The organism is Acinetobacter sp. MF4642, assembly GCF_002018925.1.
In the GTDB taxonomy this organism is placed as follows: Bacteria; Pseudomonadota; Gammaproteobacteria; order Pseudomonadales; family Moraxellaceae; genus Acinetobacter; species Acinetobacter johnsonii.
Genome location: NZ_MVON01000019.1, coordinates 1 through 21,551 on the forward strand (window position 1 = coordinate 1; position 21,551 = coordinate 21,551).

The window sequence follows — 21,551 nt, forward strand, 5'->3', positions numbered from 1 at the left end:
TGTGCTGGCGACAATAGCAAGAGTGAACCACCTGATCCCTTCCCGAACTCAGAAGTGAAACCTCTTAGCGCTGATGGTAGTGTGGAGTTATCCATGTGAGAGTAAGTCATCGCCAGCTCATTAATTCAAATCCCCCTAACTTAACGGTTAGGGGGATTTTTTTATGCTGGAAGGTTAAATAATAAAGGAATCAATCGTCTAATTGAGGTTTATCGTACTTAAATAAAATGCCCTAAATAGTCATAATTATTATTTAAATTAAACTTTATATTTTTTATTCCTATTTTGAATTAATTTTTACTATCAGCTAAATACTATATTTATATCTAATTTAAGTTAGGCTTTTATTATTGATTTTTATTTTATTTTTTATAAGAAAATCGAGTATTAATAGTTGGTTTATTTATTTTTAATGCGAATTAAATCATTTATTTAGACTAATGTTGAATTTTTATATCACTATAAGTTGTGTGAATATAACACCAAATTACTTTGGTGAATGACTTCTGTTTGGGCTAAATTAGCACATTATAAAAACTGAAGGGCGCTAGTTAAAGTGCAATGAAATAATAGCTCATAGGAGGTGAATAATGTCAGCTAAAGCAGTTAATGTGAATGATATTATTGATCGTGCAAAATTTTCGGGTTTCCATTTTTAAGTTGTTGCTTGGTGTTTACTAATTATTTTATTTGATGGTTATGACTTGGCAATTAATGGTGTGGTATTGCCATTATTAATGGAAGACTGGGGCTTAAGTGCTGTACAGGCGGGTATGCTTGCAAGTACCGCTTTAGCAGGCATGATGTTTGGTGCAATGATATTCGGCTCTTTGGCGGATAAAATTGGCCTTAAAAAAGTCATTATGATCTGTATTGTGCTTTTTAGCGGGCTTACCTGTGCAGGTGGTTTTGCATCAAATCCAACGGAATTTGCGGTTTTACGTTTCCTTGCGGGACTTGGAATTGGTGGGGTAATGCCAAACCTTGTTGCGCTGACATCTGAATATGCACCACAAAAAATGCGTAGTACCTTAGTAACCACAATGTTTAGTGGTTATGCTGTGGGTGGTGTAATGGCTGCATTGTTAGGTGCGTGGTTTACTCCAAGTTTTGGTTGGCAAATTATGTTCTTTATTGCCGGTATTCCATTGTTGTTACTAGCCATTATTTGGAAGTTTTTGCCCGAGTCTTTGACTTTTATTGTGCAACAAAACCGTCAGGCGGAAGCACGTAAAATTGTTCGTCGTTTAGCACCAGCAGTAACGGTAAAAGAAGATACAACTTTTGAGTTGCATCAGGTTGATGTACCAGAGTCTGCAAATGTTATGAGCTTATTTAAGCGTGGCCGTGCGGTAAATACCTTGTTGTTTTGGCTGGCATTCTTCACCTGCCTACTGACTATGTATGCTTTAAGCAGTTGGTTGCCGAAGTTAATGATGGCAGCAGGTTACTCAATGGACAATAGCTTGATGTTTATGATGGTGATGAACATTGGTGCTGTGATTGGTATTCTGGGTGGAGGGATCTTGGCAGATCGTTTCCATTTGAAACCTGTACTCATGTGCTTGGGTATGATGGGTGCAGTTGTAATGAGCTTGATGGGCTTTCAATTGAATCAATTCCTTTTATATATTTTAGTATTCTTGGCGGGTGCTGCATCCATTGGTTCGCAAATGCTTCTTTATAGCTATGTCGCTCAGTACTATCCACTTGCTGTTCGTTCAACTGGGATTGGGTGGTCGTCTGCGATTGGTCGTATGGGTGCAATCATTGGACCAATTTTAATTGGTAGTTTGTTGGGAATGAATTTGCCTGCACACTTTAACTTTATTGCAGTGGTTTTACCTGTGTTGATTACTGCTATTGCGGTTGGACTGATTATGCATGAGGATGAATCTGAAAAGCTTAAGTCTGGTTCGCCAGCGGCGGCCAAGGCTTAAGGCAGAAATTGATAAAAGAAGCCTCCAGTTATTGGGGGCTTTTTTGCATTATTGCTGATCGCATGCGGGCAAAAGGCAATGCCAGGAATTCAGTTCTGTTAAAATTTGATCGAGAATGCATTACCATTGTATTAATGGAAAAATTTAATTTTTCTGGATTTTCGAGGTGAAAAATCTTAGCTGTGCTGGCACTGGCGGGGTGGCTCATCTGCAAGTAAATCATCATCAGCCTATTATTCCTAAATACCCTGATCTAAATGGTCAGGATGCTTTTTATATGCGGATTAAATTTTAAAAAGTATTGAAACTCAATCAAAAACTAATGAATTCAGGATCTGGATTAAATGAAGAATATAAGCATCTTAGTATTTTTAAATTTTCTTTGTTTCTCAAGTTCGGCATTTTGTTCCGTAGAGGACGGTTTAACAGCGTATTCTAAGAAAAATTATACATTGGCTGTTAAAGAGTTTGAAAAATCCTCAGATAGAGGAGATGTTCAAGCAATCCATTATTTAGCAAGCATGTACTATCAAGGATATGGCGTTAAAAAGAATTTAGCCAAATCTGCCGCGTTATTTACACAGTCTGCAAATCAAAATTATGCGCCTTCTCTTTCGAATTTAGCTGTTATGTATTCAAAAGGGGAAGGTGTTAAAAAGGATATGGAAAAATCTTGGGAATATCAGATTAAAGCTGCTCAAGTAGGCGATGCGCAGTCTCAATTTAATTTAGGGCAAATGTATAGAAAAGGGGAATATGTTCAACAAAGTTTTCCTAAAGCGCTCTTATGGTATTTGAAATCAGCTGAACAATTTCATACTCCTGCTTATAATGAGATTGGACTTCTATATGCGCAAGGCCTAGGTATAAAAAAAGATTTTATTATTGGGTATGCATGGATTTATTTAGCTGCAGAAAGTGGCAATTCTGAGGCAAAGCTGAATCTGAAAAATTTTGATCAGATATTAGATTCAGCGCAAAAGCAGCAAGGCCAAACAATTGCTAAGTCTATTCTTCTGCAATATAAGGAAAGCGAAAAGTAGATGGCTTTAATTCAATATGCGTGCCAGAAAGTCATCATTGTGTATTTTTGATTTTTCATCTTAATTTATTATGAGATATTTGCTATGAAACTCAACTCATTCTCCCCAATTCCTGAAAACGATGATGAACTGCATTTACCTGAACTGGTGTATTGGGCATCTTTAGGTGAACTTACTGAAGTGGAAAAAAGTCTCGCCAATGGTGTAGATGTGAACTCTACTGATGATGAGGGTTATAGTGCTCTCCAAGCGGCGGCTGAAAATGGCTATCTAGATGTGGTAAAACTACTGGTTGAAAAAGGTGCGAATGTCCATTACAGAGGTGAATATACTGCGCTTCAACTGGCTGAAATGGCAGAACAAGTAGAAATTATTGAATACTTAAAAAGTCTGTAACTTTTAAAAATGAATAAAAGAGCCTGCTCAATATCAGGCTCTTTTTTGGCATCTTAAATGGACGAATTGGATTCAAGTTCTTTCAATATCGCTTGAGTAAAAGCGGGAAGATCTTCTGGATTACGTGAACTGATGAGTGTCCAACCACCTACATTACATGTGTGAACGGCTTCATCGACCCATATAGCACCTGCATTTTCCAGATCGAGTCGTATACTTTGATGCGAAGTCAGATGTTTAGCTTGAATCTGTTCAGCATTAATCAAAACCCAAGGCGCATGACAAATCACAGCTATTGGTTTGGCTTGGTTGCTAAAACTTTGGATAATTTCGAGCGCTTTGGGGTGTTGGTGTAATAGATCGGCATTAACTGCACCGCCGGGGATAATCAGCAAACCGTAGTCGTCATAATGAACATGATCCAAATCGACGTCTGGAGGATAGCTTGCTGCCGATTCTGAGTCCATTTTGACAGTTCGAACATCGTGAGCTTCAATCGCGGCATGAATGCATTCTATGCCTTTGGACTGTAGAAAATGGAGAGGCTGAATTAGCTCATAATGCTCTACGCCTACATTTGAGGTTATAAACAATACTTTTTGAGTCATATAAACCCCCCTAAAAAATGTCTATGCTTTAGCCTAACAAAGCAGCATGATTCAGATGTTTTTATTTAACGGACTCTTGTAGGTAAGTGAAAGTAGCCGATGCAGTGTTTCGTGTAATTCTGGACTGTGTGAAGGTATTAATAATCCTTTTCAATAATTGATATGCATTAAGACATTCATAAAGTTCGAAATTGGATAGGAAATGAAAAACAATCTGCTCAAAAAATGTAGGTTTTTTGAATTTTCTATGCTATAAAAAATAAAACGGCACAAAAATTGCTTATAAAGCGTGCTTTAAAAATAGTTGTATTGACGAGTAGGGTTTTATGAAGTTATCGGTTGGATTGAAAGTTTCGAACTCTTTGTCGCTAACCCCCCAATTACAACAAGCTATTCGATTGCTTCAATTGTCGAGCCTTGAACTTGAACAGGAAATTCAGATTCAACTCGACAGCAACCCGCTCCTAGAAAAAGTAGAAGAACAGTCATCTATCGAAAGCTTATCCAGTGTGCAAGAGCAAGAACAGGATAAGAAAGATTTGACCAACGAACTCAACGCCGACCATTTACCCGATGATTTACCCGTCGATACCGACTGGGATGATGTCTATATGCATCAACCAACCAGTTTGGGCGCGGCAGAATTTGAAGAGCGAGAAGATAATCGCCAAGGTCATTTGGGCTTAAAAGAACATATGCTGGAGCAAATCAATCTGTTGCATTTTTCACAAGTAGATATGTTGATTGCTTATTGCATTATTGACTCGTTGGACGATAAAGGTTTTTTAGACAGTGATATTTCAGAAATAACGACTTCAGTTCAACATCTTTTAACAAGCATGGACTATGACGATGAAGTTGAAGATGACGAAGTGGTTGTGGTGCTCAAGCATATTCAGCGTTTAGACCCACTTGGCGTTGGGGCGCGGAATCTTGCAGAGTGCTTAATGGTACAGTTGGAAGCCTTGCCGATGCAGACCGCATGTCGAAATGATGCCATGAATCTGCTGAAAAACTATGAACTATTGATCAGCAATGAACTAGCGAAACTGATTAAACAAACGGGTTTAAATCAAGAGCAGCTCAAGTGCGCGGTTGATTTATTGAAAACGCTAAAAGCACATCCAGGACTTGAGTTTGAAGATAAAGACTCGGATTATCAAATTCCTGATGTCGTGGTAATGAAGAAAAACGAACAATGGCAAGTGGCTTTAAATCCTGATGTGATGCCAAAACTTCGTGTGAACTCGTTTTATGCCAATATGATTAAGCGCGCAGATCAAAGTGAAGATAATCAATACTTACGTAATCAAATGTTGGATGCGAAGAACTTTATTAAAAGTGTCGATGAACGCCATAAAACTTTACTGAAAGTGGCGACGTGTATCATTGAACATCAGCGTGCATTTTTAGAAATTGGTGCTGAAGGGATGAAGCCTTTGGTACTTCGAGATATTGCAGAAGAAGTTGAATTGCATGAGTCGACCGTCTCTCGGGTGACCACGAACAAATATATGCTGACGCCGCGCGGCTTGTTCGAGTTGAAATATTTCTTTTCAAGCCATGTGGGGACTACGTCAGGCGGTGAGGCATCTTCAACTGCAATTCGCGCCAAGATTAAAAAATTGATTGCTGAAGAGAATGCACGTAAGCCTTTGTCTGATAACGCAATTGCCAATCTGTTAAAGGACGATGGAATTGATGTAGCGCGTCGGACAGTGGCAAAGTATCGCGAATCGTTACATATTCCGTCATCTTCTGAACGAAAAGTCTTGATCTAAAATTTAAAATCTGACTATTCTAGAGGTTCATTATGACAACATAATGAACCTCTTTTTTCTTTAAGGAATGGCTAAAATGATTTGATGTTTCTATGCGCGCTGGTTGTTTTGCAGTCATTAAATCGTCTTGGCTTTTCCTCATTAATCCTAATGAAGGTGAGGGATAGATATATGCAAATAACAATTCGTGGACATCATTTGAGCATTACCCCAGCTATTGAAGATACCATTCGCTGCAAATTTACAGAAATGACCAAGCATATTGATCAGGTGAACAGTATGCAGGTGAAATTAACCAAGGATCATCAGGTCGATAAACATACTAAAAAAGGCAGTAGCAATCATATTGCAGAAGCAATTATCCGTTTACCAGGCATTGAATTTTTTGCTCAGGCTTCAGCAGATGATATGTATACGTCGATTAAAAAATTATCAGAAAAACTAAAAAGACAGCTCGATAAGCACCGTAAAATGCAGCAGGTTTACCAACCTATTGCCATTTAGTTTGTTTTTTATGCAAAAAGAGGTTTTTTAAAACCTCTTTTTTTATATATAAAGTGTGCGGGTTTATGATTTATTTTTCAGATTTATAGTAAAATGGCAGGTTTTTACACCGTTGGTCCTATAAGAGGTCTTTGTGATGAATAGTGAACAGCTCACTGAAATTTTAAAAGCTGCTTTTCCTGAAGCTGAAGTTGCAGTTAGTGGGCAAGGCGGAAAGTTTGACTTACGTATTGTCGACGACCAATTCGAAGGCAAACGTCCTGTTGCACGTCAGCAAGCTGTTTATGCACCATTAAATTCTTATATCGCAAGTGGCGAAGTGCATGCGGTGACTATTCGTGCAATGACTAAAGAAGAATGGCGTAAAGCAAGCTTATTCGGAGCTTAAAATTAGATGGATAAATTTTTAATTCAAGGTGGCACTAAGCTCGAAGGCGAAGTTCGTATTTCGGGTGCTAAAAATGCTGCCTTGCCGTTGCTTGCAGCAATGATTTTGCCTGAAACCCCAACCAAGCTCACCAACGTGCCGCATTTAAAAGATGTTAATACTTTGGTGCAGTTGATTGGTGGTCTAGGCATTACCATGACCTACGAAGGTGACACGGTTACTGCGGATACCTCAACGCTGGATAATCAGTTTGCACCGTATGAGCTGGTGAAAACCATGCGTGCATCTATTTTAGTGCTGGGCCCATTGGTGGCGCGCTATGGTAGTGCAAAAGTGTCTTTGCCGGGTGGATGTGCGATTGGCTCGCGCCCAGTCGATCAACATTTAAAAGCTTTAGAAGCTTTAGGTGCAGAGATTGAAGTTGAAGCGGGTTATGTACACGCTAAAGTTGATGGCCGTCTGAAAGGTGGTGAAGTCATTTTTGATATGGTGACCGTGGGTGGTACCGAAAATATCTTAATGGCTGCGGCATTGGCAGAAGGCGTGACTACGATTCGTAATGCGGCACGTGAACCTGAAATTACGGACCTTGCGAAAATGTTGATCGCGATGGGTGCAAAAATTGAAGGTTTAGATACTGATACCTTAGTGGTAACAGGTGTTGAAAAACTACATGGCTGTGAATACGCTGTGGTTGCTGACCGTATTGAAACAGGTTCGTATTTGGCTGCTGCGGCCATTACCGGTGGTCGTGTAAAAACTACACATACTGATCCAACGTTGATGGAATCGGTCTTAGAAAAGTTTGAAGAAATGGGCGCGGAAGTGACCCGTGGTGATGATTGGATCGAGCTTGATATGATGGGTAAACGCCCGAAAGCAGTGAGTTTCCAAACGCTTCCACATCCAGACTTCCCAACCGATATGCAAGCACAGATTATGGCGGTCAATGCCATTGGTCGTGGTTTTGCCACCATTTCTGAAACGATTTTTGAAAACCGTTTTATGCACGTACCTGAATTGTCACGTATGGGTGCCAATATTCAGGTCGAAGGTAATGATGCTGTCGTGACGGGTGTAGAGAAACTTTCTGCTGCACCTGTGATGGCAACAGATTTACGCGCTTCTTTCTCTCTGGTATTAGCTGCGCTTGCTGCGGATGGTGAGACGCTGATTGATCGTATCTATCATATTGATCGCGGTTATGAAGATGTCGAAGCGAAATTACAAGGTATAGGCGCCCAAATTAAGCGAGTAAGTTCATGAGCGATATGAGAAACGATGATCCAAATTTTGACGTAATGGGCAATTTTGATCATGGTTTAACATTGGCATTGAGTAAAGGTCGTATTTTAAAAGAAACCCTGCCTTTACTTGAAACGGCTGGAATTAACTTACTGGAAGATCCCGATAAATCACGTAAGTTAATTTTCCCAACCACCCATAAACAAGTCCGTATTTTAATTTTACGTGCTTCTGACGTACCCACCTATGTGGAAAATGGTGCGGCTGATATTGGTGTTGCGGGCAAAGACGTGCTTATGGAACATGGCGCGCAAAACGTTTATGAACCGCTCGATCTAAAAATCGCAGTATGTAAACTGATGACCGCGGGCAAAGTTGGCATGGAGCGTCCCAAAGGGCGTTTAAAAATTGCCACTAAATACGTAAACTTAACCCGTCAGTACTATGCAAGCTTAGGTGAGCAAGTCGATGTGATTAAGTTGTATGGTTCAATGGAACTTGCACCGTTGGTGGGTTTGGGTGATTACATTGTTGACGTGGTCGATACTGGGAATACTTTACGTGCCAATGGTTTAGAACCTTTGGAAGAAATTTGTAAAGTGTCTTCACGTTTGATCGTGAACAAGGCAAGTTTCAAACGTAAGCAAGCATTGTTAAACCCAATTCTTGCACAGTTAGAAACAGCAGTTGCTGAACGTGAAGCGTTAAAAAACAAATAAGTTGATCTTTTTTGTTTAAAGAAACCGCTATCGATGATGGCGGTTTTTTTGTGCCTGCTCATTTTTATATATTTTTATGGAATTGAAATACAATAGGATTGAATTTGAATCAACTGATTAAAATTGTTAAAAGTATAGACATCACAAGCAGAAATTCGGGATGTCTGCTGGGTGTCATGAAATTGCGCTTCACCTTGAACAATCACATGATGACCCGTTTGATGAATTGCTTGAATATGGAACTCATGCGCGACCGTCGTAAAATAATGCTCGATAGACTGGCAATGCTTGAGCACTTGATCAAAACCTGAACGCTGTTGTTCACCCACAATTTCCCATGTAATGGTTTCTGAAAAATGCTGTTGGATTCGACTAAATTGCCCCGTTGAAAAGTATGTGGCTATGTCCGTGAGGGTCATCTTGTTTTGCCTGTTTTTTAGTCATGTTTAATAATTCTAGTTTAAAAATCATGATCACATTCATTTACCGATGAAGTTAAAAGTAATTTTTCATTACACTCCGTGTTTAGCTGGAGGATTGTTGCCCACAAAATACAGGAAACAAGGTAAACTAAAGCTTCCCTTTATTTTCATTGTGGATAAATTGATGCGACGTTTATCGACTCAAGATCAGAACTTTAAACAAGTCTTTGCTGATTTGTTGGCTTTTGAAACCGTGAGTGACCCAGAACTTTTAAAAACCGTAGATCAAATCATCGCTGATGTTCGTCAGCATGGTAATGCTCATGTTCTTAAACTCACTCAACAGTTCGATCGACATCCCGCGCATCAATTCTCAGATTTAGAACTGACCCAAGAACAATTAAGAACCGCTTTTGAGGGTTTGAGTACCGAAGTCCGCGAGGCGTTAGAGCTTGCTGCAAACCGTATTCGTGAGTTTCACCAAGCGCAAAAACAGGAAGGTTGGACCTATGTGGATGCCTTGGGGAACACACTTGGGCAAAAAGTAACGCCTTTAGATCGCGTTGGTATTTATGTACCTGGTGGTTTGGCATCTTATCCGTCTTCTGTACTGATGAATGCTGTACCTGCGCATGTGGCGGGTGTACCTGAAATTATTATGGTGGTGCCTGCACCGAATGGTGAGTTGAATCCGTTGGTATTAGCATCAGCTTATTTGGCTGGTGTCAGCCGTGTCTTTACCATTGGTGGGGCACAAGCAGTTGCGGCTTTAGCCTATGGTACAGAAACGATTCCAGCGGTAGATAAGATTACGGGACCGGGCAACCGTTTTGTGGCTGCAGCGAAACGTGCAGTATTCGGACAAGTCGGTATCGACATGATTGCAGGGCCATCTGAAATTTTAGTTTATGCCGAAGGCGTGAATAACGCAGAATGGCTGGCAATGGATTTATTGTCTCAAGCTGAACATGATACTGTGGCGCAAGCGGTGTTTATTACACCGGATGAACAGTTGTTAAATGAAGTGGAACTGGCTATTGAAGCGCATTTGCAAGCTTTACCTAAGGCGGAGATTGCGCGTACATCGATTGCCAATCGTGGCGCATTAGTGCTTGTGAAAGACCGCGCTGAAGCAGTTGAGCTGATTAATCAAGTTGCCCCTGAGCATTTAGAGCTTTGCTTAGATGAAGCACAGGAAATGGCTGAAGATATTCGTCATGCAGGCGCAATCTTCATGGGGCGTTATACCCCAGAAGCGATTGGTGACTATTGTGCAGGGCCCAACCACGTTTTGCCAACTTCAGGTACCGCACGCTTTTCCTCGCCGCTGGGTGTATATGATTTCCAAAAACGTTCAAGTTTGATTATGTGCTCTGAGCAAGGTGTGAAAACTTTGGCGAAAACCGCGGATATCTTAGCGCAACAAGAAAACTTAGATGCGCATGCGCGTTCGGCACGTTATCGTTATCAATAATATAAATTTAGATCCCTCATGTGTTCAGTAATGAATGTTCCTCTCCCTATGGGGGAGGTTAGGAGAGAGGAAAATATTTAATTCAGTTTGGGACATCATAAACCTCTCCCAAACCCTCTCCTAGAAGGAGAGGGCTTACATACAAGTAAGTTGAGTGCATAAATGAGATAGTCAATGTCAAATATCACTACAGAACAAATGCGTTTTTGGAGTCCTGAAGTACGTGAATTAGAACCGTATGTGCCAGGTGAACAACCGAAAATTCAAAATTTATTGAAGCTCAATACCAACGAAAATCCATATCCACCCTCACCAAAAGTGGTGGAGGCTGTTCAAGCAGTCTTGGTAAACTCAGCAGATGTACTGCGTTTATATCCAGATCCAGATGCTTCTGCGTTAAAGCAGGCGATTGCGAAACAACAAAATGTTGCAGTTGATAATATCTTTGTCGGCAATGGTTCAGATGAAGTCTTAGCACATATTTTTAAAGCTTTTTTTGTGCAAGAACTGCCTTTACTTTACCCTGATATTACCTATAGCTTCTATCCTGTTTATAGCCAATTCTTTGGAGTCGAAACCAAAATTTTGCCACTCAATGATGACTTTGAAATTGTGGTGGATGACTATAAACAAGCCAATGGCGGCATAATTATCACCAATCCAAATGCGCCAACTAGTATAGATATTGGTTTGGCAGCAATTGAGGAAGTACTTCAAGCCAATCCAAATTCAGTGGTGGTGATTGATGAAGCTTATGTCGACTTTGGTGCTGAATCGGCAGTCAGTTTGGTGGAAAAATATGAGAACTTGGTGGTGTGCCAAACCACGTCTAAGTCTCGCTCACTGGCGGGTTTACGTGTTGGTTTTGCGATTGCTCAACCGCATTTGATTGCGGCACTTGAAGCGGTGAAGAATAGTTTTAACTCTTATCCGATGGACCGTTTTGCGATAGCTGCTGCGGTCGCTTCATTTGAAGATCAAGCTTATTTCGAAGCACAAAATCAAAAAGTAATTCAAAGCCGTGAACATTTGGTTGAACAATTGACCGCGCTGGGCTTTAACGTTTTACCATCGAGTGCCAACTTTATCTTTGCATCATTACCTAGCAAAGATGCAGGTGAATTAGCGGCTGAATTACGTGAACAAGGCATTATTGTGCGTTATTTCAATAAACCGCGTATTAACCAGTTTTTACGTATCACGGTTGGAACTGATGAACAAAATCAACGCTTAGTCGATACATTGAAAAATGATATTTTAAAATAAACTTTCAACAGTTGTGATCTTTGAAAAGTGAACCTTCACTGATGTGAAGGTTCACTTTTTTATTTTGGTGGTTATTCAGCGTCCGTTTGCACAAAAGTATTGAGTAAATTAAGCAGTGCTGAGACCTTGTCAAAGCATTCTTGGTATTCAGCTTCACACTCTGATGCAATGGTAATTCCACCGCCAGCCCAAAGTGAAACCTCATCTTGGAATTTTTGAATGGAACGAATCAGAATGTTCCAAGAACCAGTACCATCGAAATTAAAATAACCCATTGAGCCACAGTACGCTCCACGTGGTGCACCTTCGAGTTCTTCAATAATCTGCATTGCTCGAATTTTAGGTGCACCTGTAATAGACCCGCCAGGTAGAGCAGAGAGCAGCACATGAAAGGGATGAACTTCTGCTTTAAGTGTTGCTTCGACTTCGCTGACCATATGATGGACTTGCTTAAAGCTTTCAATATTAAACAGTTTAGGTGTTTTGACTGAGCCCGTTTCTGCGTAAACGCTCAAGTCATTACGCAGTAGATCGACAATCATCACATTTTCAGCTTGGTCTTTTTCCGAAGCCATTAAGCGTTGTTTAGATTGTTCATCTAAGACTGGATCTGCAAAGCGCGGCATGGTGCCTTTAATCGGCTTGGTAATGATTTTTCGATGAGCTTGAAAATCAATAAACAACTCGGGTGAACAACTTAAGAGTTCAAAATCATCGATACGGAGATACCCCGAGTAAGGTGCATCGGTCAATTGCCAAAATGCTTCGACTGCACTTAGGAGTCGACCATGTGCCTTGGCTGTGAACTCTTGTGTCAGATTGATTTGATAGCAATCCCCAGCTTTGATGTATTCCTGTACTTGCTGAAAGGCTTGTTTGTATTCGGTTTTAGTCCAGCGTGCTTGGCAGATCGATGCGAGTTGGAGTGGATGGCTTAAGGCCGATGGCTGGAATAAATACGATTCAATTTTGCGATAAATGTGTTCAGCTTGTGAATCACTACTGCAAAATAGCCAGCCTGCATCAGTCCATTGTAGATAACTGCTGTATAAACCTAAAAATAGGCTTGGCTGTGGCTTAATTTGAACAGGAACGTGTTGCTGGGCGGCATAATCATAACTGACGAATCCAATGAGTCCGCCACTAAAAGATGCTTCTTTTTGTTCTGAGTTTGGCTGAATATTACTGGAAATGTCTATTTCTTTGTCATCGTGGATGTAACAAAAATCCTGAGTGCGTTGAAAGAAAAAGTGCTGGTTTTTTTGAAAAACTTGATAACGCTCGGGTAAAAAAGCAATGACAGGTGCATCGACATTTTGTAAATAGACTAACTGTGTGAGCTCATTCAATGCCTGTAGTATATGAGATACAGAGAGGCTTGAATCACAAATTATCTTTTTAAATGATTGGCTTAGAGTCATGCTGACGCAAATAGGATTAAAAAATTCAGGCTATTTTACCTCATTGTACGTGTACGCATAGAGGAAATACCGTTTATCGGTAAGCTATGGATTGCGACCAACAGCAGTTGATCAAAAAATCACTCGCATATAACTTAGTTCAGGCAATGAAGTCACTCAAGGATAGATGTTAATACTGGGTCAAAATAAAAAAAGCAGTAGTTAACATCGAGTGATTGGTATCACAAAAATAAAGCTCTTAGGAGAGGAACAAGATGAAAATTATTACTAAACTTGCTTTAGTTTCTTCAATGGCAATCAGTGCAAATGCGATGGCAATGCAAGCAATGGATGACGCTTCGCTCAGTGCCGCTACAGGTCAAGATGGTCTAAATATCGGTATCGGTATTTCTAAAATCGAAATTGGTAAGGTTTTTGTTCATGATAATGATGGTTTAGCTGTTGCAAATGGCGGTACTGCCACGGCTGGTGCTATCGTTATTCAAGGTAATGGGAAAGATAATGCTGATGGTACAGCGCATGTAAATAAAGTTAACGGTATTGTCATTGGTGCAAACTATGATAATGCTGGGGCATATTTACTTCCTTCTCGTAACTTAGCTGACTTGAAAATTGACACAGATGCAAACGGTGGTAATGCATTTATTAACATTGCAGCTCAAGTTTCAGGTCTAGATATTAATATTGGTCAAATTGGTGTCGTGGCTTCAGCTGATATGCCTGCAACTGGTGCAACATCTATCCGTCGTGGTGGTACAGGTACGGTGAATCCGATTTTAAGTGGTTTATCACTGAAAACAGGTCCAATGTCTGCAAACATCCAACTAGGTGCTGCACCGCAAGGCGCAATGATCCAATTAAGCGCGACTATGGTTGGTGGTTTAGAAATTAAAGATCTCGGTATCTTAGATAACTCAACTAAAACAGCAACGCGTGCTGCAGGCGAAATCTTTGTTGAAAGCATTAAAGTTGCAGATGCAAATTCTCTAGATTTAACACTGAATCAAAAAATTAGTGTGATTGGTGAAGAGGGTGCGAATAAGGGCTATATTCGTATGATTAGCACAAGTGGCGCGCACGACACTTATGTTAAAGGTGTACATTTGGGTAGCCGTAATGCTGCATCCATTGGTGATGTAGAGGTTCAAGGTATGCAAACTTACTTTAGCCCAGCTGCTGGTGTATACATGCCAGGTGCTGTGATTACCATTTCTGGTCACTAAAATTAGACTTTAAGAAAGCGCGTGAATTCACGCGCTTTTTTTCTAAAATATATTCATAAAAAATGCAAAAAAGACTATTTTTTTTAGATAAAACACAGTATCTTCTTGAATGTATGGATATAGAGTATTAACTCTAAAAACAAAAAATGGGCGGGATGCCTATATTATTAAAAAAAGTAAAAAGCTATGTTAGAGATCGCATTGGGCTCAGCAATGATGTATTACTTTGCCACCGAAGCCTTTGATATTAAGAAAAAACCAGCGGAAGCGGTTTACTATACTGAAGTTTTAGACTCTCGAAATGCATCTTTTACCAGAATGCATCATGAACCTGTCCTAATTAACCCCGCTGTAGAAGACCAATTTCGAGGCATTGTGCGTCAAGCTTATGACTATAGTTGTGGTTCAGCAGCACTGACCACCTTAATCAATGGCTATGTCGGTGCTCAACTTACAGAACAACAAACCATGGATGGCTTGCTTCGCTATGGCGAATATGAGCGAATTATTGAGCGTCGTAGTTTTTCTTTATTGGACATGAAACGCTTTGTGACTGCACTTGGTTTAGAAAGTGGAGGCTACAAGGGGGAATTTGAAGATTTGGTTAAGCAAGGTCAACCTGCCATTGTTCCAATCTCCTATGCTGGTTTTAAACATTTTGTGGTGTATAAGGGCTATAAAGATGGACGGGTCTATGTTGCTGATCCTGCCTTAGGAAATATTAGTTTTGATGAACAACGTTTCAAGGATGTTTGGGAAAATAACACGTTGTTTTTAATTAATGTTCCGACTGAAATGCGTAAAAATATGTTGGCTTTACAGGAAGCCGATCTGCGACATGTAGATGATGCTACGGTCAATCGTTATGCACTCGTCGATATTCAATATCCGCAACACTATATGGAAAAAATAGCCGATCGTGCATCTACAATTCGCCTAGAGCGTAATAAAAATAAAGAGTCGGAATACTATGGACAGCCGACGTACAATTTTCTCAGGCTTTATTATAAAAACAAATAAAGTGTGAAAAAAATAAAACAAGAACAATGGTGTAGGTAAGGACAATGATGAAGACATGGATGAATAAAACACTGCTCGCAGTGAGTGTGCAGATGATTCTTGGGGTGGCCTATGCTGCGGAAGAACCGAGCTTAGGAGGATACGAAACAGTCGGTGAAACCATTGAGATAGAACAAGCTACTGAGCAAGCACAAGATCAAGTTGGGTCGGATCAACCTACAGTGCCTGCACCACAAGAAAAGTCAGTATCTGTAAACACTGGAAGTGTTGAGCAAGCAGCGTCTTCTGCGTTGCAACAGCAAGAGGGTGATGCAACTAAAGAGACCAACTTAGAAGAAGTTTTTACCTCAAATGAACGTCAGTATTCATTAATTAAACAAGGTGAGATTTCATCTTACTACGACATCGATTATACCTACTACCGAGATACTCAACTTGATTTAGAGATGGCACAAGGCCAGCTTTATCAACTACGAGTACAAGAAAATGCAACGCACAGTCTAACCAATACCTTTACGGCACAGTATGGTTTAAGAGATAACTTAACCTTAACAGCATCATTGCCTTTAGTTGCCAAAACAGACTTATTAAAAGACACATCTACAGCGGGTCTTGGGGACATTTCCTTTGGTGCACGTTGGGAACCGTTTCCACTCAAAGCTGGCCGTTTGCCTTTAATTTTATTTGGTAACGTATCTACTAAAACTGGGGATAGTCCTTATGAAATTAATGCCACTTCAGACTTAGCAACAGGCAAGGGGTATTATTCAGCAGGTGTTGGGGCAAGTACGCGTAAATATATTGATCCCGTGGTGCTGTTTGCATCGGTCTCTGCGAACTATGGTTTCAAAGAATCGGGCTTAGATCAGCGCCGTGGTAGCCGTGTGATTGAAGCGTTTGAACCAGGGATTAGTGGTGGTTTTGCCTTTGGCTTTGCTTACTCCTTTAATTATGATGTTTCAATGACAATGTCATATCAACAAAGTTTCAATACTGGGGCTGAATTTACTTATAGCTCGGGTGAAAGCTACTCTCCAGCAGATCAAACCAGTTCAACTTTTGCGATTTCTTTAGGTGTACGCGTCTCACCGGAAACGATTGTGAATGGGACGGTTGGCCTTGGTTTAACAGAAGATGCACCTGATGTGTCATTAGGGTTGTCTTTCCCGTTAGATATTCTTGGTTTTGGAAAAAAGCTTAAATAATAGGGGAGTCGTATGAAAAATATCCGACTTAGCCCTTTGGTGTCTGCCATATTATTAACGGGCTATTCTAGTGTTACCTTTGCTGCATTAGGGCAAAACTTATCAGTTGATATTCGCTCTTTGGCTATGGGCAATGCAGTCACTGCTGATCCACCTGGAATCAGTGCTATTCACTTTAACCCAGCAGCACTGACCAAAATTGAAGGCTTACAAACGGATGTGCAGGGTATTCTCGCTGATTTTAATATCGAGCGTGAGTTCTCTGTTCCCGCAGGTTATAACGTATTTGGCTATTCAGATGACCCAATTGTTTGTAATGATGGGCCTGAAGTGGATGCCGATATCTGTACCGACTTTAAAGGGCCCGTCCGCGGTGATGTTGAATACCCGAGCTTATATGTCCCTGGTTTAAAGAAAATGGTGGACTTGGGTAAAGGTATGCCCGTGGCTGCGCCGACTGCAGGTATAGCATATAATCCGCCTGGCTCTAAAATGACATTTGCAACTGCCATGTATGCGCCATTAATTGCAGGATTCGGTGCGGAAGATGGCAATCCCGGTAACTTTATGGGACAACAAGTTGCGCTAGAACGGATCACCTATTTATCACCGTCCATGGCCTACCAAATCAATGATCAGCTTTCCATTGGTGGTTCAATTGGGATGTCTTATCAAGCTTTGGCATTAAAAAATGATTTACGTTTCCCCAATGAGTTGATTGGGATGCTGCGTATGATTGATGATGTCGTTTGTACCCCGTTCAAAGAAAACTCTGATGTGATTACCGACATTCTCTTGCTGGGAATGTGTAATGCTGAAGAGGGAATGAATCCCTTTGGGCGTTTTGGCCAACTCGAACTTTCAGCAGAACAGTCTCTGAGTCCAAGCTATAACTTAGGTGTACTATGGGAGCCGACAGAAGATTTTAGTTTTGGTGTGGTCTACCAAAGTGCCGCAAAAATGCGGATGAAAGGTAAATATCACATAGACAATGCTAAAGCACCACAAGAACTCATTAAGGGGTTGATGTCCTCCCCAACAGGGCAGATTCTGGCTGCTGTTTTAGGTTTTCCAAGTTCTGTGCCAGCCAGTGAGTCGGGTCTGGTATCAATGGATTTAGAATATCCAGCACATTTCCAAGCAGGGATTAAATATAAACTTTTACCCGATTTACAAGTCAATGTTGATGTGGGATGGACCGACTATAAAGCATGGGACAAATTTAAATTTGAATTTGACCGTCAAGTTTCGGCGCTCAAAATTGCAAAATTGCTTTCAGCCAATATCTCCGATAGTAGTTTGGCTTTGCCTTTGGCATTTGAGTCACCATGGAACTACGGTATTGGGATTGAATATTCAGCAACAGATCGTTTAAAACTCCGTGCAGGCTATGAGCCACGGACCAGTGCGATACCTGATGATAAACGGAACACGATGGTGCCGATTAACAATGCACGCTTGTTTGGTTTGGGTGTTGGTTATCGTTTTGATGCAGATACTGATTTAGATCTATCGATTGGTTTTTTGCAAAGCCGAGATAAAATTCCTGCAAATTCTAGTAGCTTAGCGAACCAAACTGGGGTAAATAATATTTTATTAAACCCGTATGCCGGTTTAAATGTAAAAACAGATACAACCATTACGATTTTAGGGTTGAACTATAGAACACGGTGGTAAGCACATTGAATACAATAAAAAGGATTTTATTGCCCTCATCACTATGCTTATTGGGTTGGATTTCGAGTGCAAGTTTTGCGGGAGAGTTTTTTACGATTATTGGTCCAGATGGTAGACCGATGGTGGTACAAGGCAAAGCCAGTGAGTCCCCAGAAAAGCAAGTGAAACAGGGTCGTAAGCAGGAAGAAAAGGGAACGCGTGAAGTCTCTGAGGTCAGAGTAGCAGTACTAATGCCCGCTCAGGAATTTGCACCACAGCCGATACAGCCTGTAACCGAAATGAAGGCACATTTACCAGATACAAAGCCTGCGCCAAAAAAGAAACTTTCTGCTGAGAAGCAAGTCACTTCTTCTACAGTGATTCAGGCTGAGCGTCCATTAAGCAAAACTGAAAACAAGGTGCTGGTTCAACAAAAAGTGATTGAAACCACTCAGCAGATCCCGCAAGCCCCAGTGCGTCGTGCTCAAACCATTAAGCCTGCATCAACGCCTCAAAGCATAACGCATACGGATTCGGTAAGTGCAGAAAAACCAGATGCATCCTCAAACATGTTTAGTCAAATGGATGGAACTGATTACGTTCGCAACGAATATTTAGAAGACCGTGAATTTAACTTAGAAGGCAAACGCCGTTTTTATACCATGCCTGAAGGGGTGATTGATCATAAAACTGGAGCGACTCGCTTTCAGGTCATTGAGCGAGAAAAAGGAGTGAGTAAATCTGTCCTTAACGCTATGTTTAAACCAAAGCAAAAAGACAATTTAGCACCGATTGCCTTAGCATCGACTTATTACAGAATGTCACAACAAGACACGATCGCTAGCTTAGGACAAACTTGTTTTAAGGATAAAAAGCTGAAAAAAGCAAAAAGCTTACAAGCCAATCACGATATTAATGTTTGGCCGAAAAAGCCGATAAAAGAAAATTTTGAATTTGAAATCATCAAAGTGGACAGCAATATTCAAAATATTCAATTAAATTCGTATGCATCTACAAAAAATGATCCCACATTTTATTGGCCTTTTGCTGTGTTCTTAGACCAGAATGCTTGTGTGCTTGAAGGGGTAGGAGGGTTTAAAAATGATGAAAACTCACCCTCCATGCTATCGCATGAAATGATCGCAGGTATTTTACATGTACCTGAGCAAAGTCATTATTTATTGTTAACACCACTTTCTTCCGCTGTAGATGTCGAACATAAAGTTCTAACCAATCACGGTCAGTTAAAATTAATCGCAATTCGCTAAAAATAAATAGAGTATGAAAATGAAAAAACAAATTTTATGGCCATTTACCTTGTCGACATTGGTTGTTGCCTTAGCTGGTTGTGGTGGAGAAAGTGCCAATGTGAATCCAGAGCCGAATCAAGTGAATTCTGTCAACGGAAGCTGTTTGCTGAAAGATAAAAACTGTGTTGAGTTTGCCTTGGATTATCCAGTGGATGGGATTAACTTTGTCTGTAGTAGCGACCCCGATAATACGTATATGACTCTGATGGAGCCGAAAACCAATGCGGCAACAGGTCGGTGCTCTGAAGGGGACAAAATTCACTTCTTGTTGACTGGAAGTTCGGATAAACAAGTCGAACTCGGTACAGTTCCTTTGTCTGAAATTGGCAATGTGAGTACGGTTTCAGCCTCACTACCACGCCTTAGTATTTTAGATATGGCAAAAGGGTTAAATGGTGGAACGGCTGCAACCAGTTTGAGTCCAAACGATAAGACCGTAAAAATTGCGATGGCTTTGGCGAAAATTTTTCAAGCTTTAGGTCTAGAGCGTGGTGCTGGGGTGGTTGGGGATGTACAACCCTTTGGTATTTTAGCCTCTAAAAAAGCAGACTTATCACTCCTCTTGGCATCAATTAGTGCTGAAGATTATGCCTCAGGAGCGTATGTCGATAAAATCCGACCATGGATTGATGTCAGCCAAGTCAGCAATGAGGATGCTTTTAAAGTGGTCCAAACATTGGTGCTCATGAATAACTCTGCCACCTACCAAGCTGACTTCCCGATTTTTGCAAATGCCCTATCGGACAAGACAGGGATTGGTTTACCACAAGGCTTATATGGTTGTAATGCTACAGACTGTAAGACCAGTCCTGCTAATCTTCGTCATTTAATTGGAAGCTTTATTATTTTAACGGATCGACAAGGTTATACCTTTGGTTCAGGTGTACAGTGGCGTGGGCCATTAAAAGAACAATTAGGCAGTGATTTGGCAACCAGTGTGACGGTCGATTTACTGAAAAATATTGAACCTGCCAAAATGAATGCTTTAGCGCAAACGTCTTGGATTAATCCCTTGACCAAAAGTATTCAGCAACCGTTTAAGTTTAATCTGACAGATCCAAATTCGGATGATTTCACCATTACCCAAGGCAAACTGTTTAATGATTATTTGATTGCAGGGACGGAAAAATTTTATAAACAATTAACCAAGGATCCGAATGCTAGCCCATCATCCTATGGTTTATGGCAGCAAAACTATGGCACAGATACCTTCAAAGGTTCATTTGATGCCTTTAAAATTTTTCCAATTGGCTATTTAGATAATGATGTATTTAAGTCGAAGAGCAATGTAGCGGCTGGGCAGAAGTATATTTTTCCACTGTATGCCAACTTAATTTTTAAGGCAAAAAACTCTAGTGATAGCGTAGCCTTAGGTATTGCAATTGATGAGTCGGGAGATATTCGTACTGATATGCAGTCCGCTAGTAATAAAACGACGGCGTGTACACCGCTACTAACAACGGGTGCAACCTTAACGACAGATAACAATCAAGTACAGTACCGAATTGGAACACTGGGTGCGACAGATACTTCAAATAAAGCTGTAACCTTCCGTATCCTCTTGGCAAATCCTATCTTTGATAAAATTGATGGCGCAGTTATTGGTGCAAATACCAATATTGTGAGTGATGTGAATAGTGAAGGAAAACAGACCTCTACAGTAATTGGTGGGGCGCGCGTTAATCTTGGTAATTTATTGTCTGCCAATGTAAATGAAAGTGCTTATATTTCCCTCAGTGATTTTTCTGGTGCAGGGGTAAAGTGGACCAATATCTATAAAGCGTATTTGAATAACTACTATGAAAAAAATAGCATCGCCAATCGAGCAGCCGCGGACTTCCGTGAAGGCGAAGTTTCAATTGAAATTGCTGATTGCTATAAAGTGTTAGCAAAATAATATCGTTGTAAACACAAAAAAGCCCATCATCGA

The 21,551-nt window shown here is 40.6% G+C and carries 18 protein-coding genes, 1 rRNA gene and 1 pseudogene; 17 read left to right on the plus strand and 3 right to left on the minus strand.

All coding sequences use genetic code 11. From position 1 onward, the window contains the following. Positions 1 to 3 precede the first annotated feature (3 nt). The 4 genes and pseudogenes from rrf (at position 4) to MF4642_RS11010 (ending at position 3,379) form a co-directional block, all read left to right on the plus strand. Positions 4 to 118 (plus strand): 5S ribosomal RNA (gene rrf, locus MF4642_RS10995). 472 nt (positions 119 to 590) lie between these two features. Next, a pseudogene (locus MF4642_RS11000) lies at positions 591 to 1,940 on the plus strand (aromatic acid/H+ symport family MFS transporter). Between the two features lie 344 nt (positions 1,941 to 2,284). After that, on the plus strand, positions 2,285 to 2,983 hold the full coding sequence (locus tag MF4642_RS11005; protein WP_078426241.1) for a tetratricopeptide repeat protein: 699 nt from the start codon (positions 2,285 to 2,287) through the stop codon (positions 2,981 to 2,983). An 84-nt stretch (positions 2,984 to 3,067) separates the two neighbouring features. Further along, complete coding sequence (locus tag MF4642_RS11010) at positions 3,068 to 3,379, plus strand: ankyrin repeat domain-containing protein (protein ID WP_078426242.1); 312 nt, start codon at positions 3,068 to 3,070, stop codon at positions 3,377 to 3,379. Between the two features lie 53 nt (positions 3,380 to 3,432). Here the strand turns inward: MF4642_RS11010 and MF4642_RS11015 are convergent, their stop codons facing one another. Continuing rightward, the gene (locus tag MF4642_RS11015; protein ID WP_078426243.1) at positions 3,433 to 3,987 is read right to left on the minus strand and encodes a DJ-1/PfpI family protein; all 555 of its coding nucleotides are present in this window, start codon (positions 3,985 to 3,987) and stop codon (positions 3,433 to 3,435) included. A gap of 326 nt (positions 3,988 to 4,313) precedes the next feature. Between MF4642_RS11015 and MF4642_RS11020 the strand changes: the two genes are divergently transcribed. The 5 genes from MF4642_RS11020 to hisG all read left to right on the plus strand — a co-directional run bounded on the left by MF4642_RS11020 (position 4,314) and on the right by hisG (position 8,624). Continuing rightward, a complete protein-coding gene (locus MF4642_RS11020; RefSeq protein WP_078426244.1) occupies positions 4,314 to 5,768 on the plus strand; it encodes an RNA polymerase factor sigma-54 in 1,455 nt (484 codons plus the stop codon). A 171-nt stretch (positions 5,769 to 5,939) separates the two neighbouring features. After that, positions 5,940 to 6,272, plus strand: coding sequence for a ribosome hibernation-promoting factor, HPF/YfiA family (gene hpf / locus MF4642_RS11025; protein WP_078426245.1), 333 nt, complete (start codon positions 5,940 to 5,942; stop codon positions 6,270 to 6,272). 136 nt (positions 6,273 to 6,408) lie between these two features. Beyond that, positions 6,409 to 6,660 carry a BolA family iron metabolism protein IbaG gene (gene ibaG, locus MF4642_RS11030; protein ID WP_004695019.1) on the plus strand — a complete coding sequence of 84 codons (252 nt, stop codon included), beginning with the start codon at positions 6,409 to 6,411 and terminating at the stop codon, positions 6,658 to 6,660. Between the two features lie 6 nt (positions 6,661 to 6,666). Further along, positions 6,667 to 7,926, plus strand: coding sequence for a UDP-N-acetylglucosamine 1-carboxyvinyltransferase (gene murA / locus MF4642_RS11035; RefSeq protein WP_005400214.1), 1,260 nt, complete (start codon positions 6,667 to 6,669; stop codon positions 7,924 to 7,926). Further along, positions 7,923 to 8,624, plus strand: coding sequence for an ATP phosphoribosyltransferase (gene hisG / locus MF4642_RS11040; RefSeq protein WP_004984172.1), 702 nt, complete (start codon positions 7,923 to 7,925; stop codon positions 8,622 to 8,624). The genes murA and hisG overlap by 4 nt, the downstream gene beginning before the upstream one ends. Positions 8,625 to 8,698: 74 nt before the next feature. On the opposite strand, the gene MF4642_RS11045 is transcribed toward hisG, so the two are convergent. After that, entirely contained in the window at positions 8,699 to 9,043 is a 345-nt protein-coding gene (locus MF4642_RS11045; protein WP_078426246.1) for a nuclear transport factor 2 family protein, read from the minus strand. Between the two features lie 175 nt (positions 9,044 to 9,218). Here MF4642_RS11045 and hisD point away from each other — a divergent pair, with 175 nt between their 5' ends. Both hisD and hisC read left to right on the plus strand, forming a co-directional pair. Then, the gene (gene hisD, locus MF4642_RS11050; RefSeq protein WP_162494660.1) at positions 9,219 to 10,520 is read left to right on the plus strand and encodes a histidinol dehydrogenase; all 1,302 of its coding nucleotides are present in this window, start codon (positions 9,219 to 9,221) and stop codon (positions 10,518 to 10,520) included. Between the two features lie 174 nt (positions 10,521 to 10,694). Beyond that, entirely contained in the window at positions 10,695 to 11,786 is a 1,092-nt protein-coding gene (gene hisC, locus MF4642_RS11055; RefSeq protein WP_078426248.1) for a histidinol-phosphate transaminase, read from the plus strand. 71 nt (positions 11,787 to 11,857) lie between these two features. Here hisC and MF4642_RS11060 read toward each other — a convergent pair whose 3' ends face one another. After that, positions 11,858 to 13,207, minus strand: a complete 1,350-nt coding sequence (locus MF4642_RS11060) for an anthranilate synthase component I family protein (protein ID WP_005400209.1) — start codon at positions 13,205 to 13,207, stop codon at positions 11,858 to 11,860. Between the two features lie 254 nt (positions 13,208 to 13,461). On the opposite strand from MF4642_RS11060, the gene MF4642_RS11065 reads away from it, so the two are divergent. The 6 genes from MF4642_RS11065 to MF4642_RS11090 all read left to right on the plus strand — a co-directional run bounded on the left by MF4642_RS11065 (position 13,462) and on the right by MF4642_RS11090 (position 21,518). Next, complete coding sequence (locus MF4642_RS11065) at positions 13,462 to 14,430, plus strand: DUF6160 family protein (RefSeq protein ID WP_078426249.1); 969 nt, start codon at positions 13,462 to 13,464, stop codon at positions 14,428 to 14,430. A gap of 186 nt (positions 14,431 to 14,616) precedes the next feature. Further along, entirely contained in the window at positions 14,617 to 15,450 is an 834-nt protein-coding gene (locus tag MF4642_RS11070; RefSeq protein ID WP_004695004.1) for a C39 family peptidase, read from the plus strand. Between the two features lie 47 nt (positions 15,451 to 15,497). Beyond that, positions 15,498 to 16,655, plus strand: a complete 1,158-nt coding sequence (locus MF4642_RS11075) for a hypothetical protein (protein WP_413772808.1) — start codon at positions 15,498 to 15,500, stop codon at positions 16,653 to 16,655. A 12-nt stretch (positions 16,656 to 16,667) separates the two neighbouring features. After that, entirely contained in the window at positions 16,668 to 18,332 is a 1,665-nt protein-coding gene (locus tag MF4642_RS11080) for an OmpP1/FadL family transporter (protein ID WP_004984191.1), read from the plus strand. Positions 18,333 to 18,361: 29 nt separating this feature from the next. Beyond that, on the plus strand, positions 18,362 to 19,579 hold the full coding sequence (gene filE / locus MF4642_RS11085) for a putative pilus assembly protein FilE (protein ID WP_078426251.1): 1,218 nt from the start codon (positions 18,362 to 18,364) through the stop codon (positions 19,577 to 19,579). Positions 19,580 to 19,598: 19 nt separating this feature from the next. Further along, a complete protein-coding gene (locus tag MF4642_RS11090) occupies positions 19,599 to 21,518 on the plus strand; it encodes a flagellar protein FilF (RefSeq protein ID WP_078426252.1) in 1,920 nt (639 codons plus the stop codon). Positions 21,519 to 21,551: the final 33 nt, after the last annotated feature.